Here is a 16,899-nt window from a genome sequence, read left to right on the forward strand (position 1 = left end):
ATTTTGATAGATTTCTCCGCTTCGGTCGAAATGACGATCAAGTAGCTTAATTTAATCCAATTTCTCCTCAATCAACAACTTAATAATCCCATCGGCCATACCCACTTTAGGTACATAAATCTGTTTTATACCAGTCCATTTCATTAAGGTTAAATAAATCTCACAAGCCGGGATAATTACGTCTGCACGATCGGGATTTAAGCCCAGCGTATTAATTCTTTCTTTTAATGAATAACTGATTAACTTGTTGTACATCGAATTTAACTTCTGCAAAGACAAAGGCGCATTTTCTTTTTCATCCGACATGCGGAACAATTTATTGATATTACCACCAGTACCTATACCTGCCAAATGTTTATAGGCTTTTGTATGCTCTTTTACCCAATCTTTCATTTCTTCCCAGGTTTCTTCCTTATCCTGGTTATCGAGCATCCTGATTGTACCAATATTGAAGGATCTTGATGCTTCTGGAGCACCTTTTACAAAAACTGACAGTTCGGTACTACCCCCACCCACATCAATATATAGGTAATTTTTATTTTCGTCTAACTCTTCTTCAATGTGGTTAGCGTAAATAATATTTGCTTCCCGCTGCCCCTCAATAATCTCTAAAGTAACGTCTGCTTCCTTTTTAATCAGCTTAACAATATCTTCTCCATTACGGGCCTCACGCATGGCAGATGTTGCACAGGCTAAATATTCCGAAACATGATAAACATCCATCAGATTTTTAAAAGCAGTCATGGTTTTTACCAGATCTGCAGATTTTTTTTCCGAAATATATTGATCTAAGAATGCGTCATCTCCCAACCGGAGCGGTACACGTATTAGGGTGTTCTTTTTGTACTTATATTTTCCGTCTTGTTTGCTAATATCAGCAATGAGTAATCTCACCGCATTCGAACCGATATCTATAGCTGCGTATCTTAACATTATGATTGATGCTTGGTTTTTAAATAGTTGTAGATGTCTACCTGCGCCCTTATCTTTTTACTTAATCTGTTTTTATGGTATTTATTATTGTTCGAAGCATTAATCTGCCTCGATTTGGTATTATCCTGCAGTTGCAGATCGATGATATCCTGTATCTCCTGCTTCACATCATGATCCAGGACTGGAAAACCTACTTCTACGCGATGTTCGAAATTCCTGCTCATTAAATCTGCCGATGACAAATACATATCGTTTTTACCATTATTACCAAAAATATAAACCCTGGCATGCTCCAAAAACTTATCGATAATACTGATGGCGGTAATATTTTCACTAAAGCCTTTCACACCTGGTACCAAACAGCAGATACCACGGATAATCAGCTGAACTTTAACCCCAGCATTGCTCGCATCGTAAAGTTTGGCAATAATTCCTTCATCCGCTAAACTATTTACCTTTAACATGATGTAAGCAAGTTTACCCTGTTTAGCATTCCTGATTTCGCGGTTAATAAAATTGACCAGTTTCGAACGGCTCTCCAGCGGCGAAACAATCAGGTGTTTAAATCCCTTCGTTACGGTACGTTTGCTCAACGCATCAAAAAGTTTTACCAGATCGTTGGTAATCTCTTTCTTTGCGGTGAAAATACTATGGTCGCAGTATAAACCTGCGGTTTTCTCATTAAAGTTGCCTGTAGCCAAATTTGCATAATAAACAGGCTTATCTTTTTCGATCCGTTTAACCAGACAAATTTTAGAGTGTACTTTATAATCGGTTAAACCGTAATTTACTTTAACCCCTTCTTCCATTAAACGGCTGGTCCAAAAAATATTGGCCTGCTCATCAAAGCGGGCTTTAAGCTCCAATACAACAGAAACAGCTTTACCATTTTTAGCGGCGTTGATTAAGGCATTGATTACTTTTGAATTTTCGGCTAACCGATATAAGGTAATCTGTATTTCAGTTACTTTGGGATCAATGGCGGCTTCACGCAAGAACAAAATAATATAATCGTACGATTGGTAGGGTAAATTTACCAAATAATCGCGCTGGGCAACTTTATTGAACATACTTTGGGTTCTGTGCAAGTCGTGAACCTTCAGTGGCACATTGGGCGCGTATTCCAATTCCTTTTTACCGACATTTGGAAAGGAGATAAAATCGCCGAATTTATGATACCGGTTACCTGGAATTAGACTTTCTGCCTCGAGTTTAAGTTTATTCACCAAAACAGTAAGCATACTTAAAGGCATCGCCGAATCATAAAGCAAACGCATTGGTTTCCCTTTTTTACGTTTTTCTAAACTGCTTTTTAAATCTTCGATAAATTTATCATTAATATTTTTATCAATATCTAATTCGGCATCCCGTGTTAACTGGATTGAATAAGCCTCTAAATTATCGTAAGTAAAAACATAAAATATATCATCTAAACAATACCTGATAATGTCTTCGGCAAGAATAATAAACTTTAAATCGTTTGTTTCTGGCAGTGCCAAAAACCGCGGTAAATTGGGTGGGATTTCAATCAGGGCATATTTCTCCCTAACTTTTGTATCCTTTTTCGAAAGTTTAACAAAAAAGTAAAGATAGCGGTCTTTCAGTTCTGGAAAAGGTTTATCCATATCCAGCATAATGGGAACCAGGTTAGATAAAATCTTATCCCTGAAATGATTTTTAACAAATTCTCCCCTGCTTACATTCAGTTGGGTATCGTTTAAGATAAAAATCCTGTTTTGAGCAAGTTCGTTTATTAGGGTAGCCTGAAAAAGCTGGTCGAATTTTCTTTCTTGTTTTACAACGATGTTTTTAATCTCATTCAGAATTTTCTTTGGATTAAATCCCAAAAGTGCTTTGGCCTTATCGTTCAGATTGGTTAGCCGGGTCATGGTGGCCACTCGCACACGGTAAAATTCCTCTAAATTTGAAGAAAATATAGATAGAAATTTAATCCGTTCAATCAGCGGAACCGTTTCATCGGCAGCTTCTTGCAGTACACGTTCGTTAAAGTAAAGCCAACTGATTTCGCGGTTTAAAAAAGGGATCTTCTTATTGCTCATTTAAAAAAATAAAAAATCCCTGCCAAAACAGGGATGCTCAAAACTGCACATTAATTTGTTAAATTGATGTTAATTCATTTACACGTTAACGTTAACAAATTTATTTTTTAGTAGGTGTTTTCGTCACATTCTTAACCACTGGCGTAGCTTTAGCAACTGTTTTTTTAACAGCTGTTGCAGCCTTTGCTGGAGTCGCAGTCGGAGTTACTGCCTTTTTAATTGCTGTAGCAGCGTTTGCTGGTGCTTTAACCACCGTACTTGCCGCCTTTTTAGCAACTGTTGTGGCTTCCTTTACCACTTCTTTTGCTTCTGCAACTGGTTTTGCCAGTACTTTTTCTGCTTTTTCTTCTGTTTCTATAGCTGCTACTTTAATGCTTTGTACTACTGGTTTAGCCTTTGCAATAGCTTTTTTAACCACTTTTTGAGCAGATTTTTCAGACTTACTTACAGCTTTGGCAACTGGTTTCTTCGCTGCTTTTGCCTTCTCTTTTGATGCATGTAATAAATCATCAATTTTTTGTCCTACATCAGCCTTTACGATGGTAAATTTCTTGGTTAATTTTTTAGCCACCCGTTTACTAGCCTTACCCACCTCCGCACTGATTTCCGATACATCATGACCTAAACTTTTGATCACATCTAAGAACTTATCGGTGATCGATTGCTCTAACTGTTTCTTCACTTCTTTTTTGGTGATCTTTTTTTGAGACTTCGGCTTAGTGGTTTTCATATTATTTTTCGTTTTTTTGTGAGGATGGATTAATTTCTATTAAATCTACTTATTTTTTTACTTTAAAGCTAAAACCATGCCTTCTTTTGATATTGTAAGTAAAGTTGACGCGCAGACACTCGATAACGCGATTAACAATGCTAAAAAAGAAATTCTTAACCGATTCGACTTTAACGGATCAAAAAGCACCATCGATCTGGATAAAAAAACCAATGTGGTAACCATTGTTACTGAAGATGATATGCGATTAAAAGCCATCGAAGGTTCGATTATCTCGAGGATGATGAAACAGAATTTAGATCCGCAAAGTTTAGATTTTGGCGATGAGCACCAAGCTTCTGGTAATATGATCAGAAAAGAAATTAGTATTAAAGAGGGTTTAGATAAAGAAGCGGCCAAAAAAGTTGTGGCAAAGATCAAAGCCAGTGGATTAAAAGTTCAGCCTGCTATTATGGATGATCAGGTGCGCGTAACCGCAAAAAAAATCGACGATCTCCAAGCGGTAATGAATCTTTGTAGAAATGAAGATTTTGGTCAGCCGTTACAGTTTATTAATATGCGCAATTAGTAAGGTTAACGGTCTAAACTGGTTAAGATTACTTCTATCAGTTAAACAATTAACCGATTAACCATTCAACTCATGGAAATCAGCGAAAACGGTTTTATACTTTCCGATAAAAAAGAACTTTTAGATATAGAAGCCATACATCATTATTTAAGTGTAGAATCCTATTGGGCAAAAGGCATCCCTTTTGATACCGTTAAACGTTCTATTGAAAACTCGCTTTGTTTTGGCATTTACAAAGGAACAGAACAGGTAGGTTTCGCCCGTTGGGTAACCGATAAAGCTACTTTTGCATGGCTTTGCGATGTGTACGTGAAAGAAAGTTACCGTGGTTTGGGCTTATCAAAAAAGATGATGTCGTTTATGATCTTCCACCCCGATTTACAGGGCTTGAGGCGTTACCAATTGGCGACTTTAGATGCACATGGCCTATATGAACAATTTGGTTTTTCGCCAATTAAAAATCCAGAAAGCCAAATGGGCATCGTTATTCAAAACGTATATAGTAAGGCATTAGAATAGATATAAAACCTTTTTTCAACTCTCTTGTTTTTCATACACATCAAAACATAGAGAAAACATGAAAAAGATATTTTTATTATCCACTGCTTTTGCCCTGGCACTTTCATTTCAGGCTTGTCAAACTGCAGACAAGAAATCGGCAACCACAAAAGACAGTGTTGCTGGCGATACCAATATGGTAAATGGCAACCATGCTACAGGAGCTGAAAGTACAGAATCGGGTGTTGATGAAGCGGGTGCAACTTTTTTAAGAAAAGCAGCAATTGGAGGTATCATGGAAGTTGAAGCCGCTAAGATTGCGCAGAAAAATGCAAAAAGTGCTGAAGTGAAAGATTTCGCCGCTAAAATGTTGACTGATCACACAAAAGCCAATACAGAGCTGAAAGCTTTGGCTGTAAACAAAAAAGTAATCACCCCTGATGCATTGCCGGCCGAAGATCAGATTCATTTGGATGAAATGAAGAAAATGACAGGTACAGCTTTTGATAAACATTATATGGTTATGATGGTTACTGATCATGAAAAAACAGTAGCCTTATTTAAACTGGGGATGCAAAACCGCGATCAGGCAATTAAAAGCTGGGCGGGTAACACTTTAAGTGTAATCGAATCACATGATGAAATGGCTAAAAAAATCGTTACCAACATGAAATAAACAGAGGCGAATTTTGCTTTAAAGACCAAAATCCTGAATAATGAATTTCAGGATTTTTTTCGTTACCAAAATGTGTCAAAAACATCATTTTTAATACAATTTCTTCCAATAAAAAAATTAAAATTAACTTCCGCCGTTTAATACAAAAATACATAAATGAATAAGAGTAGAATTTTTAGCGCGCTGTTAAGTGTTGCGCTTGTAAGTGCGGTACCAACTTTGGTCAATGCGCAAAAAGCCAATTGGCAAAATCTTGATCTTAAAAGTGATAGTACATTCGGAATCAGTACCGAAAAAGCATATAAAGAACTTTTAAAAGGTAAAAAATCTGTTAAGGTTATCGTAGCAGTTAATGATGGCGGCGTAGAAGCTACCCATGAAGACTTAAAACGAATCATGTGGGTAAATACCAAAGAGATAGCCGGCAATGGCAAGGACGATGATAAGAATGGTTATATCGATGATATAAATGGCTGGAACTTTATTGGCAGCCCTAAAGAGTCAGTAAACTTCGAAACCTTAGAATTAACCCGTTTGGTTCGTCGCGATCAGGCACGTTTTGCCAATACCACAGATGCAAATGTAGTAGAAAAAGATAAAAAGGATTTCGAAATTTTTAAAGCAGAAAGAGCCGACTTAGAAAAACAATTGGCAGAAGCCAGGGAAAATTTGGCAGGTATTACTGGTTTTAAAACAGCTTTAGATGCTGTGGTAAAGAAAATCGGTAAAGAAAACCCAACCGTAGAAGATTTTAAAAACTTCAAACCTTCTACAGAGGTTGAAGGCAGGATCCAAAATATACTAAGCCAGCAATTAGAAAAAGGCAACTTCAAAGATTTTTACGAAGATCAGATTACAGAAGGATTTGATTATTATAGTCGCCAGGTTAATTACAACTTAAATCTTGATTATGATCCGCGCGCTATTGTTGGCGATGACCCGAACAATGTTAAGGAGAAATTTTATGGCAATAACGATGTTGCAGGTCCTGATGCGATGCACGGCACACACGTAGCCGGTATCATTGCGGCTGATAGAACCAACAAACTTGGTATTTTAGGTGTAGCGGATAACGTTGCCATTATGGGTGTTCGTTGTACGCCAAATGGTGATGAAAGGGATAAAGATGTTGCTAATGCTATTCGTTACGCTGTTGATAACGGTGCAAAAGTAATCAACATGAGTTTTGGCAAGGCTTATAGCTGGGACAAAGCCATCGTTAATGAGGCTATGAAATATGCGGTATCTAAAGATGTATTGATCGTTCAGGCGGCGGGTAACGAAAACAAAAATATCGATGTAGAAAATAATTTCCCTAACCACAAAGATTTAGATGAGAAAACTATTGCATCGTGGATTACCGTTGGTGCTTCAGGCCCTAAAGATGATGAAACACTAAAAGCCAGTTTCTCTAATTTCGGCAAAACCCAGGTAGATGTTTTTGCTCCAGGCGTTCAGATTTATTCTACTGTACCGGGTTCTAAATACAAAAATTTAGACGGAACCAGTATGGCCTCTCCTGTTGTAGCTGGATTAGCAGGATTAATCCGCTCTTATTATCCAAAATTAACTGCAGCGCAGGTAAAAGAAATCATTGTTAAATCGGTTACCAAAGTTAACCATAATGTAACGTATGCTAAAGGCGAAGAACCTGGTGCAGAAAAAGTTTCTATCCCATTCTCTGATCTTTGTATCAGTGGCGGAATTGTTAATACTTACAATGCATTAAAGCTAGCGGCAACTTACTCAGGTAAAGCAGTTGCGAAATAATTTTTCTGTTTGTCATTCTGAGGGATAATTTATTGTATAAAATCAATATTAATACAATAGAATTTAAAGGGAATAAATCTCCTCAGATTATCGTCATTGCGAGAAGGCTTTTTCAGCCGACGAAGTAATCTTTATCGCAGAATCCCTAGCATGAAAGATTGCTTCGTCGTTCCTCCTCGCAATGACGACTTTTTTTTTGGATTCTGTCAATGGTAGCGAAGTCGAAGAATCTTCATAAAAAATGCGTCCTGATGTAAATCGGGACGCATTTTTTGTTTAGGATAATTAGAGAAGTCAAGTTTTTGGACTGTCCCCAGAAGTTTGGACGCTTTATGGGGGCAGTGCATTTTAAAACTTGACTTCTCTGGATTTGAACGAAATACCTAAGCCAGTATCTTATCGGGCGTTATCGGCAATGTCCTGATCCTCTTTCCAGTAGCATTAAAAACAGCATTGGCTACAGCGGCAGAAAAACCGATCAATGCAATTTCACCCATTCCTTTTGCACCCATTGGATTAATGTAAGGATCGGGTTTATTGATAAAGTTAACATCAATCTCTGGTACATCGGCATTTACCGGAACATGGTAATCGGCAAAATTATTATTGATATATCTTCCATAACGGTGGTCGATAATAGATTCTTCGGTTAAAGCCATACCAATACCGCCAACAGCACCACCGAGCATCTGGCTTCGGGCCGTTTTTGGACTTACAATGGTACCGGAATCGCCTACAGAAACGATTTTACTCACTTTTACTACACCAGTAAGCGCATGAACCTTTACCTGCACAAAGTGAATGGAAAACGAATACATAGAGTAATTATCCCTTTCCTTTCCCCCTTGACTTTCTTTGGTTACTTCTATTTGCGGAAGATTATTCTTTTTTAAAACATCAACAAAATTAGCCGTTGCATCCATATTCGAATTTGCAGCCAGTTCTGCGATGGCTGATTTTAACGCTACGCAAACATCATTCACTGCAGAGCCTACTGTAGATAATGTTGCCGAACCACCTTGGCTAGGTGCTGGTGGCAAAGAAGAATCACCCAATTCGAATGTAATTTTATTTACAGGGATCTTCATCAGTTTATTAGCGATTAAAGTCATGCCAGTTCCTGTTCCCGGGCCGATATCGCTGGTTGCACTTTGCAAAAGCAGTGATCCATCAGCCTTTAAAATACCCTTAACACTTGCTTTACCTCTATTGGCGTTAAAAACCCCAACACTTACGCCATAACCTGTTTGCCATGGTCCTTCAGTCAAACTGCCAGGTTTATTTTTCCGGTTGCTCCACCCTATTTTTTCTGCGCCGATTTTATAGGCTTCTTTAATGTTTTTGCTCGAAAAGGGTTTGTTTTTCTGTTGATCGGTTTCAGGATCATTTTTGATTCTGAAATCCAATGGGTCCATATCAAGGGCATGTGCCATTTCATCAATTGCACTTTCCAGGGCAAAAGCTCCTGTAGCCTCTCCTGGACCACGCATCCATATTGGAACGCCAAGATCTACGGGAACAATGGCATAAGCCGTATTTACGTTATCGCATTGATACATAAACTTCGCCATGTTTACCACGCCTTCGGTAAAGTTCTCGTAAGTAGAAGTTTCGCCATAAGCCCTGTGTGTAATCCCCGTTAATTTACCATCTTTATTTGCGCCCAAACCAATGGTTTGTATAGCTGCCGGCCGATTACCGACCATGGTAAACATCTGCATCCTGGTAATCACCACTTTTACAGGTTTACCAATATGTTTAGAGGCCATTACCGTTGCGATTTCTAATGGCCATGTGCGTAAAGCCATTCCAAAACCACCGCCAACAAACTCCGAATTTACCTGAATATTCTCCATTGGAATTTTAAAAACATTTGCAATGGTACCCTGAGTAGCTTTTACACCTTGTGTTTTGGCATAAACGGTAAGCTGGTTATTTGGCCTCCAATCGGCGATAATTCCGTGCAGTTCCATCGGGTTATGCGTTTCGATAGGCAGGAAATATCTTTCTTCGAGCTTCACCTCTGCTGTTTTATAAGCGTTTTCTATGCCACGTTTATAGTCGGCCTGACCTTGAAGTTTCTTTGCTTTAGGATCTTTTAAAGCTTTTTCAAAATCGGTGTTAAAATCCTCTTTAGCATAAGTTGCTTTAACCAATGAAGCCGCATAAGTTGCCCTTTCGAAGGTATTGGCCACTACAATTGCGATTGGCTGTCCATTGTAGAAAATTTTGTCGGTATAAAAAATTTTCATCTGTGAACCGCCTTCCTGCTCGTACGCAGCTGCCGATGGCTTATTTAAATGCGAAATCACAGCGATTACACCTGGTGCTTTTTCAGCCGCCTTGGTATCGAGCGCTGTAATTTTTCCTTTGGTAATGGTACTGGTTACCAAAACACCATAGGTTAAACCCGGCAGTTCGTATTCCGCAAAATATTTAGCTTGCCCCGTAACTTTTAAAATTCCATCTACGCGGTCGTTGTCGTCTTTTAAAATTCTCTTTTCCATAACTAAGCTTTAGATTTTGCAAGATTCAACGCCTCGATTATTGTATTGGGTGCCAGTTTAAGTTTAAAGTCATTTCCTCCAAAACCTTTTGCATCCTTCATGGCCAACTGGGCTGCCTGTTCAAAATTCGATAAGGTGGCTTCTTTTCCTTTTAAGAAATTTTCGGATGCCGTTAAACGCCAGGGTTTATGCGCTACTCCACCCATTGCTAAACGAATATCGGTAATTTTATTATTGCTGAGCTCAAATGCTACAGCTACAGAAACGAGTGCAAAAGCATAAGAAGCCCGGTCCCTAACTTTAAGATAATGATAGTTTTTGGCAAGGTTATTCACCGGAATTTCCAAACGGATAATCATTTCGTCTGCTTTTAAGTTATTGTCTAACTGCGGAGTATCTCCTGCCAGGCGATGAAAATCTTTAAATGACAGTTTACGTTCTCCTTTAGCATTGGCCACCACCACTTCAGCATCCAAAGCCGTTAATGCTACACACATATCGCTTGGATGAACGGCAATACATTTCTCTGAAGTCCCGAAAATAGCATGCATGCGGTTAAAACCTTCCATGGCACCACAGCCTGTACCGGGTTGGCGTTTATTACAAGGCATTTCGGTGTCGTAAAAATAACCACAACGAGTACGCTGCATCATATTACCACCAACAGTAGCTACGTTTCTCAGTTGGGCAGATGCGCCCGCTTGTAAAGCCCAGGAAAGTAATGGTAGTTTCTCTTTGATCAAGGCATGATCTGCAACTGCAGAATTAGAAGCCAAAGCACCAATATGGATTTTATTTCCAATCAGCTCGATCTGTTTTAATGGAACATGGTTGATATCGATGAGTTTTTCGGGCGCCGTAACGCCTCTTTTCATCAGATCGATCAGGTTTGTTCCACCCGCCAAAAATTTGGCGTTTTTATCTTTTACCAATAAAGCAATTGCTGATTTTGCCGTGGTTGTTCTTAAATATTGAAAATTGATCATACCGTTTCACCTCCTTCCTTAACCTCAATAATTGCATCAACTATATTAGGATAAGCACCGCATCTACAGATATTTCCACTCATATATTCACTTATTTCTGCTCTCGAACCCGTATGCCCTTCGCGTACACAGGCCACGGCCGACATAATCTGTCCCGGCGTACAATAGCCACATTGAAAACCATCATGCTTGATAAATGCAGCCTGCATAGGATGCAAAGTATCGCCATTGGCCAAACCTTCAATCGTGGTAATTTTCTTTCCCTCATTCATCACAGCTAAACTGAGGCATGAATTTACCCTTTGTCCATCAACATGAACGGTACAAGCACCACACTGGCCATGGTCGCATCCTTTTTTAGTCCCTGTTAGGTGTAATTCTTCGCGCAAATAATCTAAAAGCGTTACCCTGGGCTCAACCGTAGTTTGATAGGCTTTATTATTTACCGTAAGTTTTAATGGGATTTTCTCAAAAAGTTGAGCGAAACGTTCATCGGCATTGCTTTCTGCTGCTTTAACCGCAACGCCAGGCGTTAGTGCAATGGCTGTAATTACCGAACTTTTTTTGAGGAAATCGCGCCTGCTATCACCCTGATTTGGTTTCTGATCGGAAGATTTCATAATTGGATATTTAGATATTGGGATGTACTCCTAAGTTCGTAATTCTAAAGCACAGAATTTAGCAATTCAGAAATTTAGAATTATTCTATCGTTAATATTTTGCATAACTCATTAGAAATAAATCATTAACAAAATAATTTCCAAAATGTTCAACCAATTTATACTTTTATAACATGGACAACGTAAAACCACTTCCCGATTTATCAGCAGAAGAACAACGCGTTTTAGGCGCATTAATAGAAAAAAGCCGCACCACGCCCGATTATTACCCAATGACTTTGAACAGTTTAACTGCTGCATGCAACCAAAAAAGCTCAAGAAATCCGGTGGTAAATTACGATGAGGAAACCATAACTTTAACGCTAAACCAACTAAAAATAAAAGGTTTAATCTCCACTGCTACAGGAGGATCGAGTCGCGCAACTAAATACAAACATAATCTGGCCATTGTTTATCCTTTATTACCTTCGGAGCTGGCCATTATCTGCCTTTTACTTTTACGCGGACCATTAACGCCTGGTGAAATCAATAGCAATTCGGGAAGATTATATGAATTTGAAAGCATAGAAGAAGTCTTAGAACAGCTTCAGAAACTATCAGATGAAGAACCAGCATTTGTAAAACAACTGGCAAAAAAAACTGGTCAAAAAGAGGCCCGTTTTGTTCATCTTTTAGGCGAACAGGCCGAAACTACTGTAGAACCTGAAACCGAAACAATAAGCACACCGCAATTCGATCCTACTGAATTGGAAAACAGAATAGAAAAACTAGAACTGGAAATTGAAGAATTGAAAGAACTGGTTAATTTATTAATGGACAAGTAGGTTCACTGGTTCATTAGCCATTGGTTCATTGGTTTCTAACCCATTGGCATAACCCAAAGCGATTGTCGGTCTGAGCGAGACGCTAAGGCCAGTGCAGGTTATTGGCGTAGCTTTTCAGGCGGTCGTCATTCCCACGCAGGTGGGAATTTTAAAGCTTACTGCATTACGATTCGCAATCAACCCGATAGCAGGAGCTCACAACGACACAAGACAAAAAAAAAGTGTTTGGTGAGCCACCAAACACTAAATAAATAATCAAGTATGAACCTGATTAAGCCTCATATTTTTTAAAAATAGTACTCGCGGTGTGACCACCAAAACCAAATGTGTTATTTAAAACATAATTGATCTCCTTTTTAATACTTTCTCCCAACACAAAATTCAATCCTTTTGGAATGTTTTCGTCCAGATTTTTGGTATTAATAGTAGGTGGCACCACATTATCTCTGATCGATAAAACACTGATTACACTTTCTACCGCTCCCGCAGCACCAAGTAAATGACCTGTCATCGATTTTGTTGCGCCAATTATAACTGGCAAACCATTAAACACAGTATTAATTGCCTGTAATTCACTTAAATCACCTAAACCAGTTGAAGTGGCGTGTGCATTAATATAATCGATTTTATCAGCAGTAATTCCTGCATCTTTTAAAGCTTTTGTCATACCCAAAGCCGCACCAATCCCATCAGGAGGCGTTCCGGTTAGGTGGTATGCATCAGCAGCCATTCCACCACCAATAATTTCGGCATAAATGTGGGCACCGCGTGCTAAAGCATGATCCAGATCTTCTAAAACCAATGCACCTGCACCTTCGCTCATTACAAAACCATCTCTATCGGCATCAAAGGGTTTAGAAGCCCCTTGTGGATCCTCGTTATTTTTAGATAAAGCCTGAGCGGCATTAAAGCCACCTACAGATGACTTGGTTAACGCAGCTTCAGAACCACCGGCAATCATTACACTTGCTTTTCCTAAACGAATGGTATCAAAAGCATTGATAATGGCAGTATTAGATGATGCACAAGCAGATACGGTACAATAATTTGGTCCACGCAATTTATGACGGATGGAAATGGCTCCGGCGGCAATATCGACAATCATTTTTGGAATGAAATAAGGATTAAATCTTGGTGTCCCATCACCTGCATGAAATTCTTCCAACTGCGCTTCAAAAGTACCGATCCCGCCGTTTCCGGTTGCCCAGATTACGCCAACTTCAGCCAATTGATCATCGGTCATTGCAGTAAAATCTAACCCTGCATCCTTTATCGCCTGATCGCTCGATCCGATTGCATATTGGGTAAAAAGGTCATACTTTTTAATTTCTTTTTTCTCCAGGTACTCTTCAGGATTAAAATCCTTTACCTCGCCCGCAAAACGGGTTTTGAATTTACTGGCATCAAATTTTGTAATGGCACCAATGCCGCTTTTTCCGGCCAAGATCTGTTGCCAGAATTGCTCAACGGTATTACCAAGTGGCGTTATAGCACCTAAACCTGTTACTACTACTCTTTTCATTTTAATAATTTTTAGTCAATATTCTTGAATAAATAATCGACCAACGATTGTACCCTTGGAGCAATAATTAATATAGCAGGAATGGCTACGATATAAGAAATGCCCCATGATTTCAACCAAACTGTAATAAAGGTCGATGTAAATCCAAGATTTACACTTATTGCTGCGAAAGTAACTATTCCTGTAGTGAAAACCGCCATAATAGATGCAAAAGCTACCTTCTTTTTCATTCCAGTTACATGATTAATTTTGAACAGAATCGATCCAGGCTTTTCTATTTGCATTCATCACATTTAAAGCATCAACCGGCGATTGTCTGAACAACTCATAAATCTTTGCAGTATCACCTACCCTAATTTCAAACTCATCATTGGCTAAAGCCGCCAACAGATCATCCGCAACAACCGATGGTTTAATGCCGTTATGACCGCCAATTTCTTTTGAGAATTCGGTATCCACCAGTGGCGGCATCAATTCGAAAACCTTAACAGATGTTTCATCTAAACTCAATCTTAACGAAGTGCTGTAAGAATGTAATGCTGCTTTACTGGCCGCGTAAGTTGGCAAAGTAACTCCAGGAACATAAGCCACAATAGATGAAACGTTTACGATAGCTGATTCGAACTGTGCTTTTAAAACAGGCAACAATTTTTGATTGATCCTGATAATCGATAAATAATTGGTCAGCATTTCATCTTCTGCATTGGCAAAAGCATCCTGATTGGGATCAGCTAAATTGTATAGGATTGCTCTTCCTGCGTTGTTAATCACGATATTCAATTGAGGGAAATCAGCTTGGATGCGGGCTGCCAATTGATCTACATCCTCAGCCTTGCTTACATCAGAAAGAATGGTGGTTACATTTTGTAATGATGCAGCAGCCGCATCTAGCCGTTCCTGGTTTCTACCAGTAATAATTACATGATTATCTAAAGCAGTTAACTGTTTTGCAATTTCTAAACCGATACCAGCTGTTCCGCCGATCAATAAAACGGTATTTTGTGAAGTTTTCATTTTATATTTTTTTTTAAAATTTTAAGATTAAACAAGTGCTCACCGCGTGAGCATAAACGCTATTATTTTCATCAACTAATTGCGCTTCTACCTGGGCGGTACGTCCACCAAGGTTGATTACCTTGCCTACGGTTTTTAGTTTCCCGGTTTGGATGGTAACAGCTTTCAGGAAATTTATCTTCAGTTCTAAAGTGGTATATCCTTTTCCCGCAGATAAAAGGGAATGGACCGAACAGCCCATAGCCGAATCTAAAATAGCAGTGATTACCCCGCCATGCACAGTGCCGATTGGGTTGTAATGAAACTCCTGAGGTGTAAATTCGAAAACCACATTGCCCTTTTCGATCAGGCTTACACTAAAATCCAAGGTATGTAATAATGGCGGCAGCGGAAATTTATGATCGCTCATGGCCTGCAGGTAATCAACACCATCCATCTGCATAGCTTCCTTCGCTCCTTTCATAGGGTCTTCCCAAGTTATCATTCTGGTTCTTTTCATAATAAAATACCAATCGGTATATTTTAGTTTAAAATTTTTTAGCCGAGGCTATTGATATATTTTTTTAACGAATCCATAATTAAATTCCAGTGTGCAGGTTTTGCGGTCAACCTCGAAATCATAATGCCACCTTCTATTATAGCAATAATTGTTAATGCAACCTGCTCTGGATTGTGATCTGCATTGATTTCTTTGGTAGAAATACCTGATTCAACCAGTTTAGCAATTTTATTTTTCCAGCCTAAAACTGCTTTCAAAACTTTTTCCCGCAATTCGGGATGGGTATCATCAGCGTCAACTGCAGTATTTAAAACAGGGCAACCTCCTTCTGATACTGAACCATCGATAAATTTTTGGTAAATATTGATGTACACCAAAAGCTTATCCTTTACGCTGACTTGTTTGTTCATGTCAGCATCTATCCTTGATGAAACATTTTTCAGGTTATAATCAAAAGCCGCCAGCGCCACTTCATCCTTATTGGCGAAGTTACCGTAAATACTGCCTTTGGTTAAACCCGTGGCAGCAGTAATATCATTTAAAGAAGTGCCTGCATAACCTTTCATATTAAAAATAGGTGCGGTTTTCTCTACAATGAAATTTCTTGTTTTTTCTGCCTTAGTCATGTTCTTTTAAATTGACGATGCAAATATATACCAATCGGTATATTTAATGCAAATATTTTTATCACCGAAATCTCCTTTTAATTACAGCAATTCAATTTACGTTTGAATTTTGTAACTTTGATTTATGAACAAGCCGGAGACAATTGAAGATTTTTACCAGAACAAATTTAGTTTCTTACCAGACAACCTACAAAACGGCGTGGGGCACTTTAACGTTTTCAAGTTAGAAGATTGTTTAAGGGATGATCATAAGCCAATGAGTTATAATCGCAGGGATTATTACAAAATCTGCCTTACCCGCGGGCATAATGTTTACCATTATGCGGATAAAAGCATCGAAATCAATGGCACAGCTTTAATCTTCTTTAACCCACTTGTACCTTATACATGGGAACTGGCCAGTGGTAAACAAAGCGAGGTGACAGGCTATTTTTGTATTTTTACAGAAGCTTTTTTTACCGAAAAGATCCGCGGAAACATTGGGGATTTACCCATGTTCGTACCTGGCGGGAAACCGGCGTATATTTTAAATGAAAAACAAGATGCTCAAATAGAAAGCATTTTCGATAAAATGTTCGAGGAAATCAATACCGATTACATCTATAAATACGACCTGCTCAGAAACTATATTACTGAGATTACACACTTTGCGCTAAAAACACAGCCATCTGAAACGCTATTTAAACATACTGATGCCAATACAAGGATCACTTCTGTTTTTACGGAGTTATTAGAGCGTCAATTCCCCATCGAAACGACTACGCAAAGGCTTACCATGCGCTCAGCCAAAGATTATGCTTCGCAGCTTTCGGTACATGTAAACCACTTAAACCGTGCAATTAAAGAAACCACTGGCAAAACCACCACACATTATATTACTGAGCGTTTATTAAGTGAAGCTAAAGCTTTACTCAAGCATACCGACTGGAATATATCAGAAATAGGCTATTGCCTTGGTTTTGAAGAGCCTACCCATTTTAATAACTTTTTTAAAAAACTAACTAACCACACCCCTACTTCTTACCGAATTGTTTGAATTTCGTAATCATAAGTTTGATTAACGTAA

General features: G+C 38.7%; 17 protein-coding genes. 6 read left to right on the forward strand and 11 right to left on the reverse strand.

The window, feature by feature from the left end:
- Window positions 1–51: 51 nt before the first annotated feature.
- From J7E57_RS12760 to J7E57_RS12770, 3 genes are all read right to left on the reverse strand, one after another.
- Window positions 52–933: an exopolyphosphatase gene (locus J7E57_RS12760; protein ID WP_215128990.1), complete on the reverse strand. Its 882-nt coding sequence runs from the start codon at window positions 931–933 to the stop codon at window positions 52–54.
- Window positions 933–2,993, reverse strand: a complete 2,061-nt coding sequence (ppk1, locus tag J7E57_RS12765; RefSeq protein WP_215128992.1) for a polyphosphate kinase 1 — start codon at window positions 2,991–2,993, stop codon at window positions 933–935. Before ppk1 ends, J7E57_RS12760 begins: the two co-directional genes overlap by 1 nt.
- A gap of 100 nt (window positions 2,994–3,093) precedes the next feature.
- Window positions 3,094–3,723, reverse strand: coding sequence for a hypothetical protein (locus tag J7E57_RS12770; protein WP_215128994.1), 630 nt, complete (start codon window positions 3,721–3,723; stop codon window positions 3,094–3,096).
- Between the two features lie 76 nt (window positions 3,724–3,799).
- Here J7E57_RS12770 and J7E57_RS12775 point away from each other — a divergent pair, with 76 nt between their 5' ends.
- From J7E57_RS12775 to J7E57_RS12790, 4 genes are all read left to right on the forward strand, one after another.
- Window positions 3,800–4,291: a YajQ family cyclic di-GMP-binding protein gene (locus tag J7E57_RS12775; protein ID WP_215128996.1), complete on the forward strand. Its 492-nt coding sequence runs from the start codon at window positions 3,800–3,802 to the stop codon at window positions 4,289–4,291.
- A gap of 72 nt (window positions 4,292–4,363) precedes the next feature.
- On the forward strand, window positions 4,364–4,810 hold the full coding sequence (locus tag J7E57_RS12780) for a GNAT family N-acetyltransferase (protein WP_215128998.1): 447 nt from the start codon (window positions 4,364–4,366) through the stop codon (window positions 4,808–4,810).
- 58 nt (window positions 4,811–4,868) lie between these two features.
- A complete protein-coding gene (locus J7E57_RS12785; protein WP_215129000.1) occupies window positions 4,869–5,465 on the forward strand; it encodes a DUF4142 domain-containing protein in 597 nt (198 codons plus the stop codon).
- Between the two features lie 156 nt (window positions 5,466–5,621).
- On the forward strand, window positions 5,622–7,235 hold the full coding sequence (locus J7E57_RS12790) for a S8 family peptidase (protein WP_215129002.1): 1,614 nt from the start codon (window positions 5,622–5,624) through the stop codon (window positions 7,233–7,235).
- A gap of 383 nt (window positions 7,236–7,618) precedes the next feature.
- Here J7E57_RS12790 and J7E57_RS12795 read toward each other — a convergent pair whose 3' ends face one another.
- Genes J7E57_RS12795 through J7E57_RS12805 form a run of 3 tightly spaced genes read right to left on the reverse strand, consistent with a single transcriptional unit; the run spans window position 7,619 to window position 11,348 of the window.
- On the reverse strand, window positions 7,619–9,742 hold the full coding sequence (locus J7E57_RS12795) for a xanthine dehydrogenase family protein molybdopterin-binding subunit (RefSeq protein ID WP_215129004.1): 2,124 nt from the start codon (window positions 9,740–9,742) through the stop codon (window positions 7,619–7,621).
- A gap of 2 nt (window positions 9,743–9,744) precedes the next feature.
- Window positions 9,745–10,728: an FAD binding domain-containing protein gene (locus J7E57_RS12800; protein WP_215129006.1), complete on the reverse strand. Its 984-nt coding sequence runs from the start codon at window positions 10,726–10,728 to the stop codon at window positions 9,745–9,747.
- Complete coding sequence (locus tag J7E57_RS12805; protein WP_215129008.1) at window positions 10,725–11,348, reverse strand: (2Fe-2S)-binding protein; 624 nt, start codon at window positions 11,346–11,348, stop codon at window positions 10,725–10,727. The genes J7E57_RS12800 and J7E57_RS12805 overlap by 4 nt, the downstream gene beginning before the upstream one ends.
- Window positions 11,349–11,521: 173 nt before the next feature.
- On the opposite strand from J7E57_RS12805, the gene J7E57_RS12810 reads away from it, so the two are divergent.
- Window positions 11,522–12,172 (forward strand): YceH family protein, encoded by a 651-nt coding sequence (locus tag J7E57_RS12810; RefSeq protein WP_215129010.1) that lies wholly within the window; start codon window positions 11,522–11,524, stop codon window positions 12,170–12,172.
- Between the two features lie 271 nt (window positions 12,173–12,443).
- Here the strand turns inward: J7E57_RS12810 and fabF are convergent, their stop codons facing one another.
- From fabF to J7E57_RS12835, 5 genes are read right to left on the reverse strand one after another with little or no spacing between them, the layout of a single operon-like run.
- Entirely contained in the window at window positions 12,444–13,694 is a 1,251-nt protein-coding gene (gene fabF, locus J7E57_RS12815; protein ID WP_215129012.1) for a beta-ketoacyl-ACP synthase II, read from the reverse strand.
- An 11-nt stretch (window positions 13,695–13,705) separates the two neighbouring features.
- Window positions 13,706–13,924 carry a DUF2798 domain-containing protein gene (locus J7E57_RS12820; RefSeq protein ID WP_029275254.1) on the reverse strand — a complete coding sequence of 73 codons (219 nt, stop codon included), beginning with the start codon at window positions 13,922–13,924 and terminating at the stop codon, window positions 13,706–13,708.
- A 13-nt stretch (window positions 13,925–13,937) separates the two neighbouring features.
- Window positions 13,938–14,708, reverse strand: coding sequence for an SDR family oxidoreductase (locus J7E57_RS12825; RefSeq protein WP_215129014.1), 771 nt, complete (start codon window positions 14,706–14,708; stop codon window positions 13,938–13,940).
- 13 nt (window positions 14,709–14,721) lie between these two features.
- Window positions 14,722–15,207 carry a PaaI family thioesterase gene (locus J7E57_RS12830; RefSeq protein WP_215129016.1) on the reverse strand — a complete coding sequence of 162 codons (486 nt, stop codon included), beginning with the start codon at window positions 15,205–15,207 and terminating at the stop codon, window positions 14,722–14,724.
- A 38-nt stretch (window positions 15,208–15,245) separates the two neighbouring features.
- Window positions 15,246–15,833 carry a TetR/AcrR family transcriptional regulator gene (locus J7E57_RS12835; RefSeq protein WP_215129018.1) on the reverse strand — a complete coding sequence of 196 codons (588 nt, stop codon included), beginning with the start codon at window positions 15,831–15,833 and terminating at the stop codon, window positions 15,246–15,248.
- Between the two features lie 124 nt (window positions 15,834–15,957).
- Here J7E57_RS12835 and J7E57_RS12840 point away from each other — a divergent pair, with 124 nt between their 5' ends.
- Entirely contained in the window at window positions 15,958–16,869 is a 912-nt protein-coding gene (locus J7E57_RS12840) for a helix-turn-helix domain-containing protein (protein ID WP_215129020.1), read from the forward strand.
- Window positions 16,870–16,899 lie beyond the last annotated feature (30 nt).

It is taken from the genome of Pedobacter sp. ISL-64, assembly GCF_018613605.1.
Taxonomy (GTDB): domain Bacteria; phylum Bacteroidota; class Bacteroidia; order Sphingobacteriales; family Sphingobacteriaceae; genus Pedobacter.

Excerpts from the sequence above, each read along its gene's own strand:
- J7E57_RS12760 (WP_215128990.1), bottom strand. The coding sequence starts at position 933 with ATGTTAAGATACGCAGCTATAGATATCGGTTCGAATGCGGTGAGATTA.
- ppk1 (WP_215128992.1), bottom strand. The coding sequence starts at position 2,993 with ATGAGCAATAAGAAGATCCCTTTTTTAAACCGCGAAATCAGTTGGCTT.
- J7E57_RS12770 (WP_215128994.1), bottom strand. The coding sequence starts at position 3,723 with ATGAAAACCACTAAGCCGAAGTCTCAAAAAAAGATCACCAAAAAAGAA.
- J7E57_RS12775 (WP_215128996.1), top strand. The coding sequence starts at position 3,800 with ATGCCTTCTTTTGATATTGTAAGTAAAGTTGACGCGCAGACACTCGAT.
- J7E57_RS12780 (WP_215128998.1), top strand. The coding sequence starts at position 4,364 with ATGGAAATCAGCGAAAACGGTTTTATACTTTCCGATAAAAAAGAACTT.
- J7E57_RS12785 (WP_215129000.1), top strand. The coding sequence starts at position 4,869 with ATGAAAAAGATATTTTTATTATCCACTGCTTTTGCCCTGGCACTTTCA.
- J7E57_RS12790 (WP_215129002.1), top strand. The coding sequence starts at position 5,622 with ATGAATAAGAGTAGAATTTTTAGCGCGCTGTTAAGTGTTGCGCTTGTA.
- J7E57_RS12795 (WP_215129004.1), bottom strand. The coding sequence starts at position 9,742 with ATGGAAAAGAGAATTTTAAAAGACGACAACGACCGCGTAGATGGAATT.
- J7E57_RS12800 (WP_215129006.1), bottom strand. The coding sequence starts at position 10,728 with ATGATCAATTTTCAATATTTAAGAACAACCACGGCAAAATCAGCAATT.
- J7E57_RS12805 (WP_215129008.1), bottom strand. The coding sequence starts at position 11,348 with ATGAAATCTTCCGATCAGAAACCAAATCAGGGTGATAGCAGGCGCGAT.
- J7E57_RS12810 (WP_215129010.1), top strand. The coding sequence starts at position 11,522 with ATGGACAACGTAAAACCACTTCCCGATTTATCAGCAGAAGAACAACGC.
- fabF (WP_215129012.1), bottom strand. The coding sequence starts at position 13,694 with ATGAAAAGAGTAGTAGTAACAGGTTTAGGTGCTATAACGCCACTTGGT.
- J7E57_RS12820 (WP_029275254.1), bottom strand. The coding sequence starts at position 13,924 with ATGAAAAAGAAGGTAGCTTTTGCATCTATTATGGCGGTTTTCACTACA.
- J7E57_RS12825 (WP_215129014.1), bottom strand. The coding sequence starts at position 14,708 with ATGAAAACTTCACAAAATACCGTTTTATTGATCGGCGGAACAGCTGGT.
- J7E57_RS12830 (WP_215129016.1), bottom strand. The coding sequence starts at position 15,207 with ATGAAAAGAACCAGAATGATAACTTGGGAAGACCCTATGAAAGGAGCG.
- J7E57_RS12835 (WP_215129018.1), bottom strand. The coding sequence starts at position 15,833 with ATGACTAAGGCAGAAAAAACAAGAAATTTCATTGTAGAGAAAACCGCA.
- J7E57_RS12840 (WP_215129020.1), top strand. The coding sequence starts at position 15,958 with ATGAACAAGCCGGAGACAATTGAAGATTTTTACCAGAACAAATTTAGT.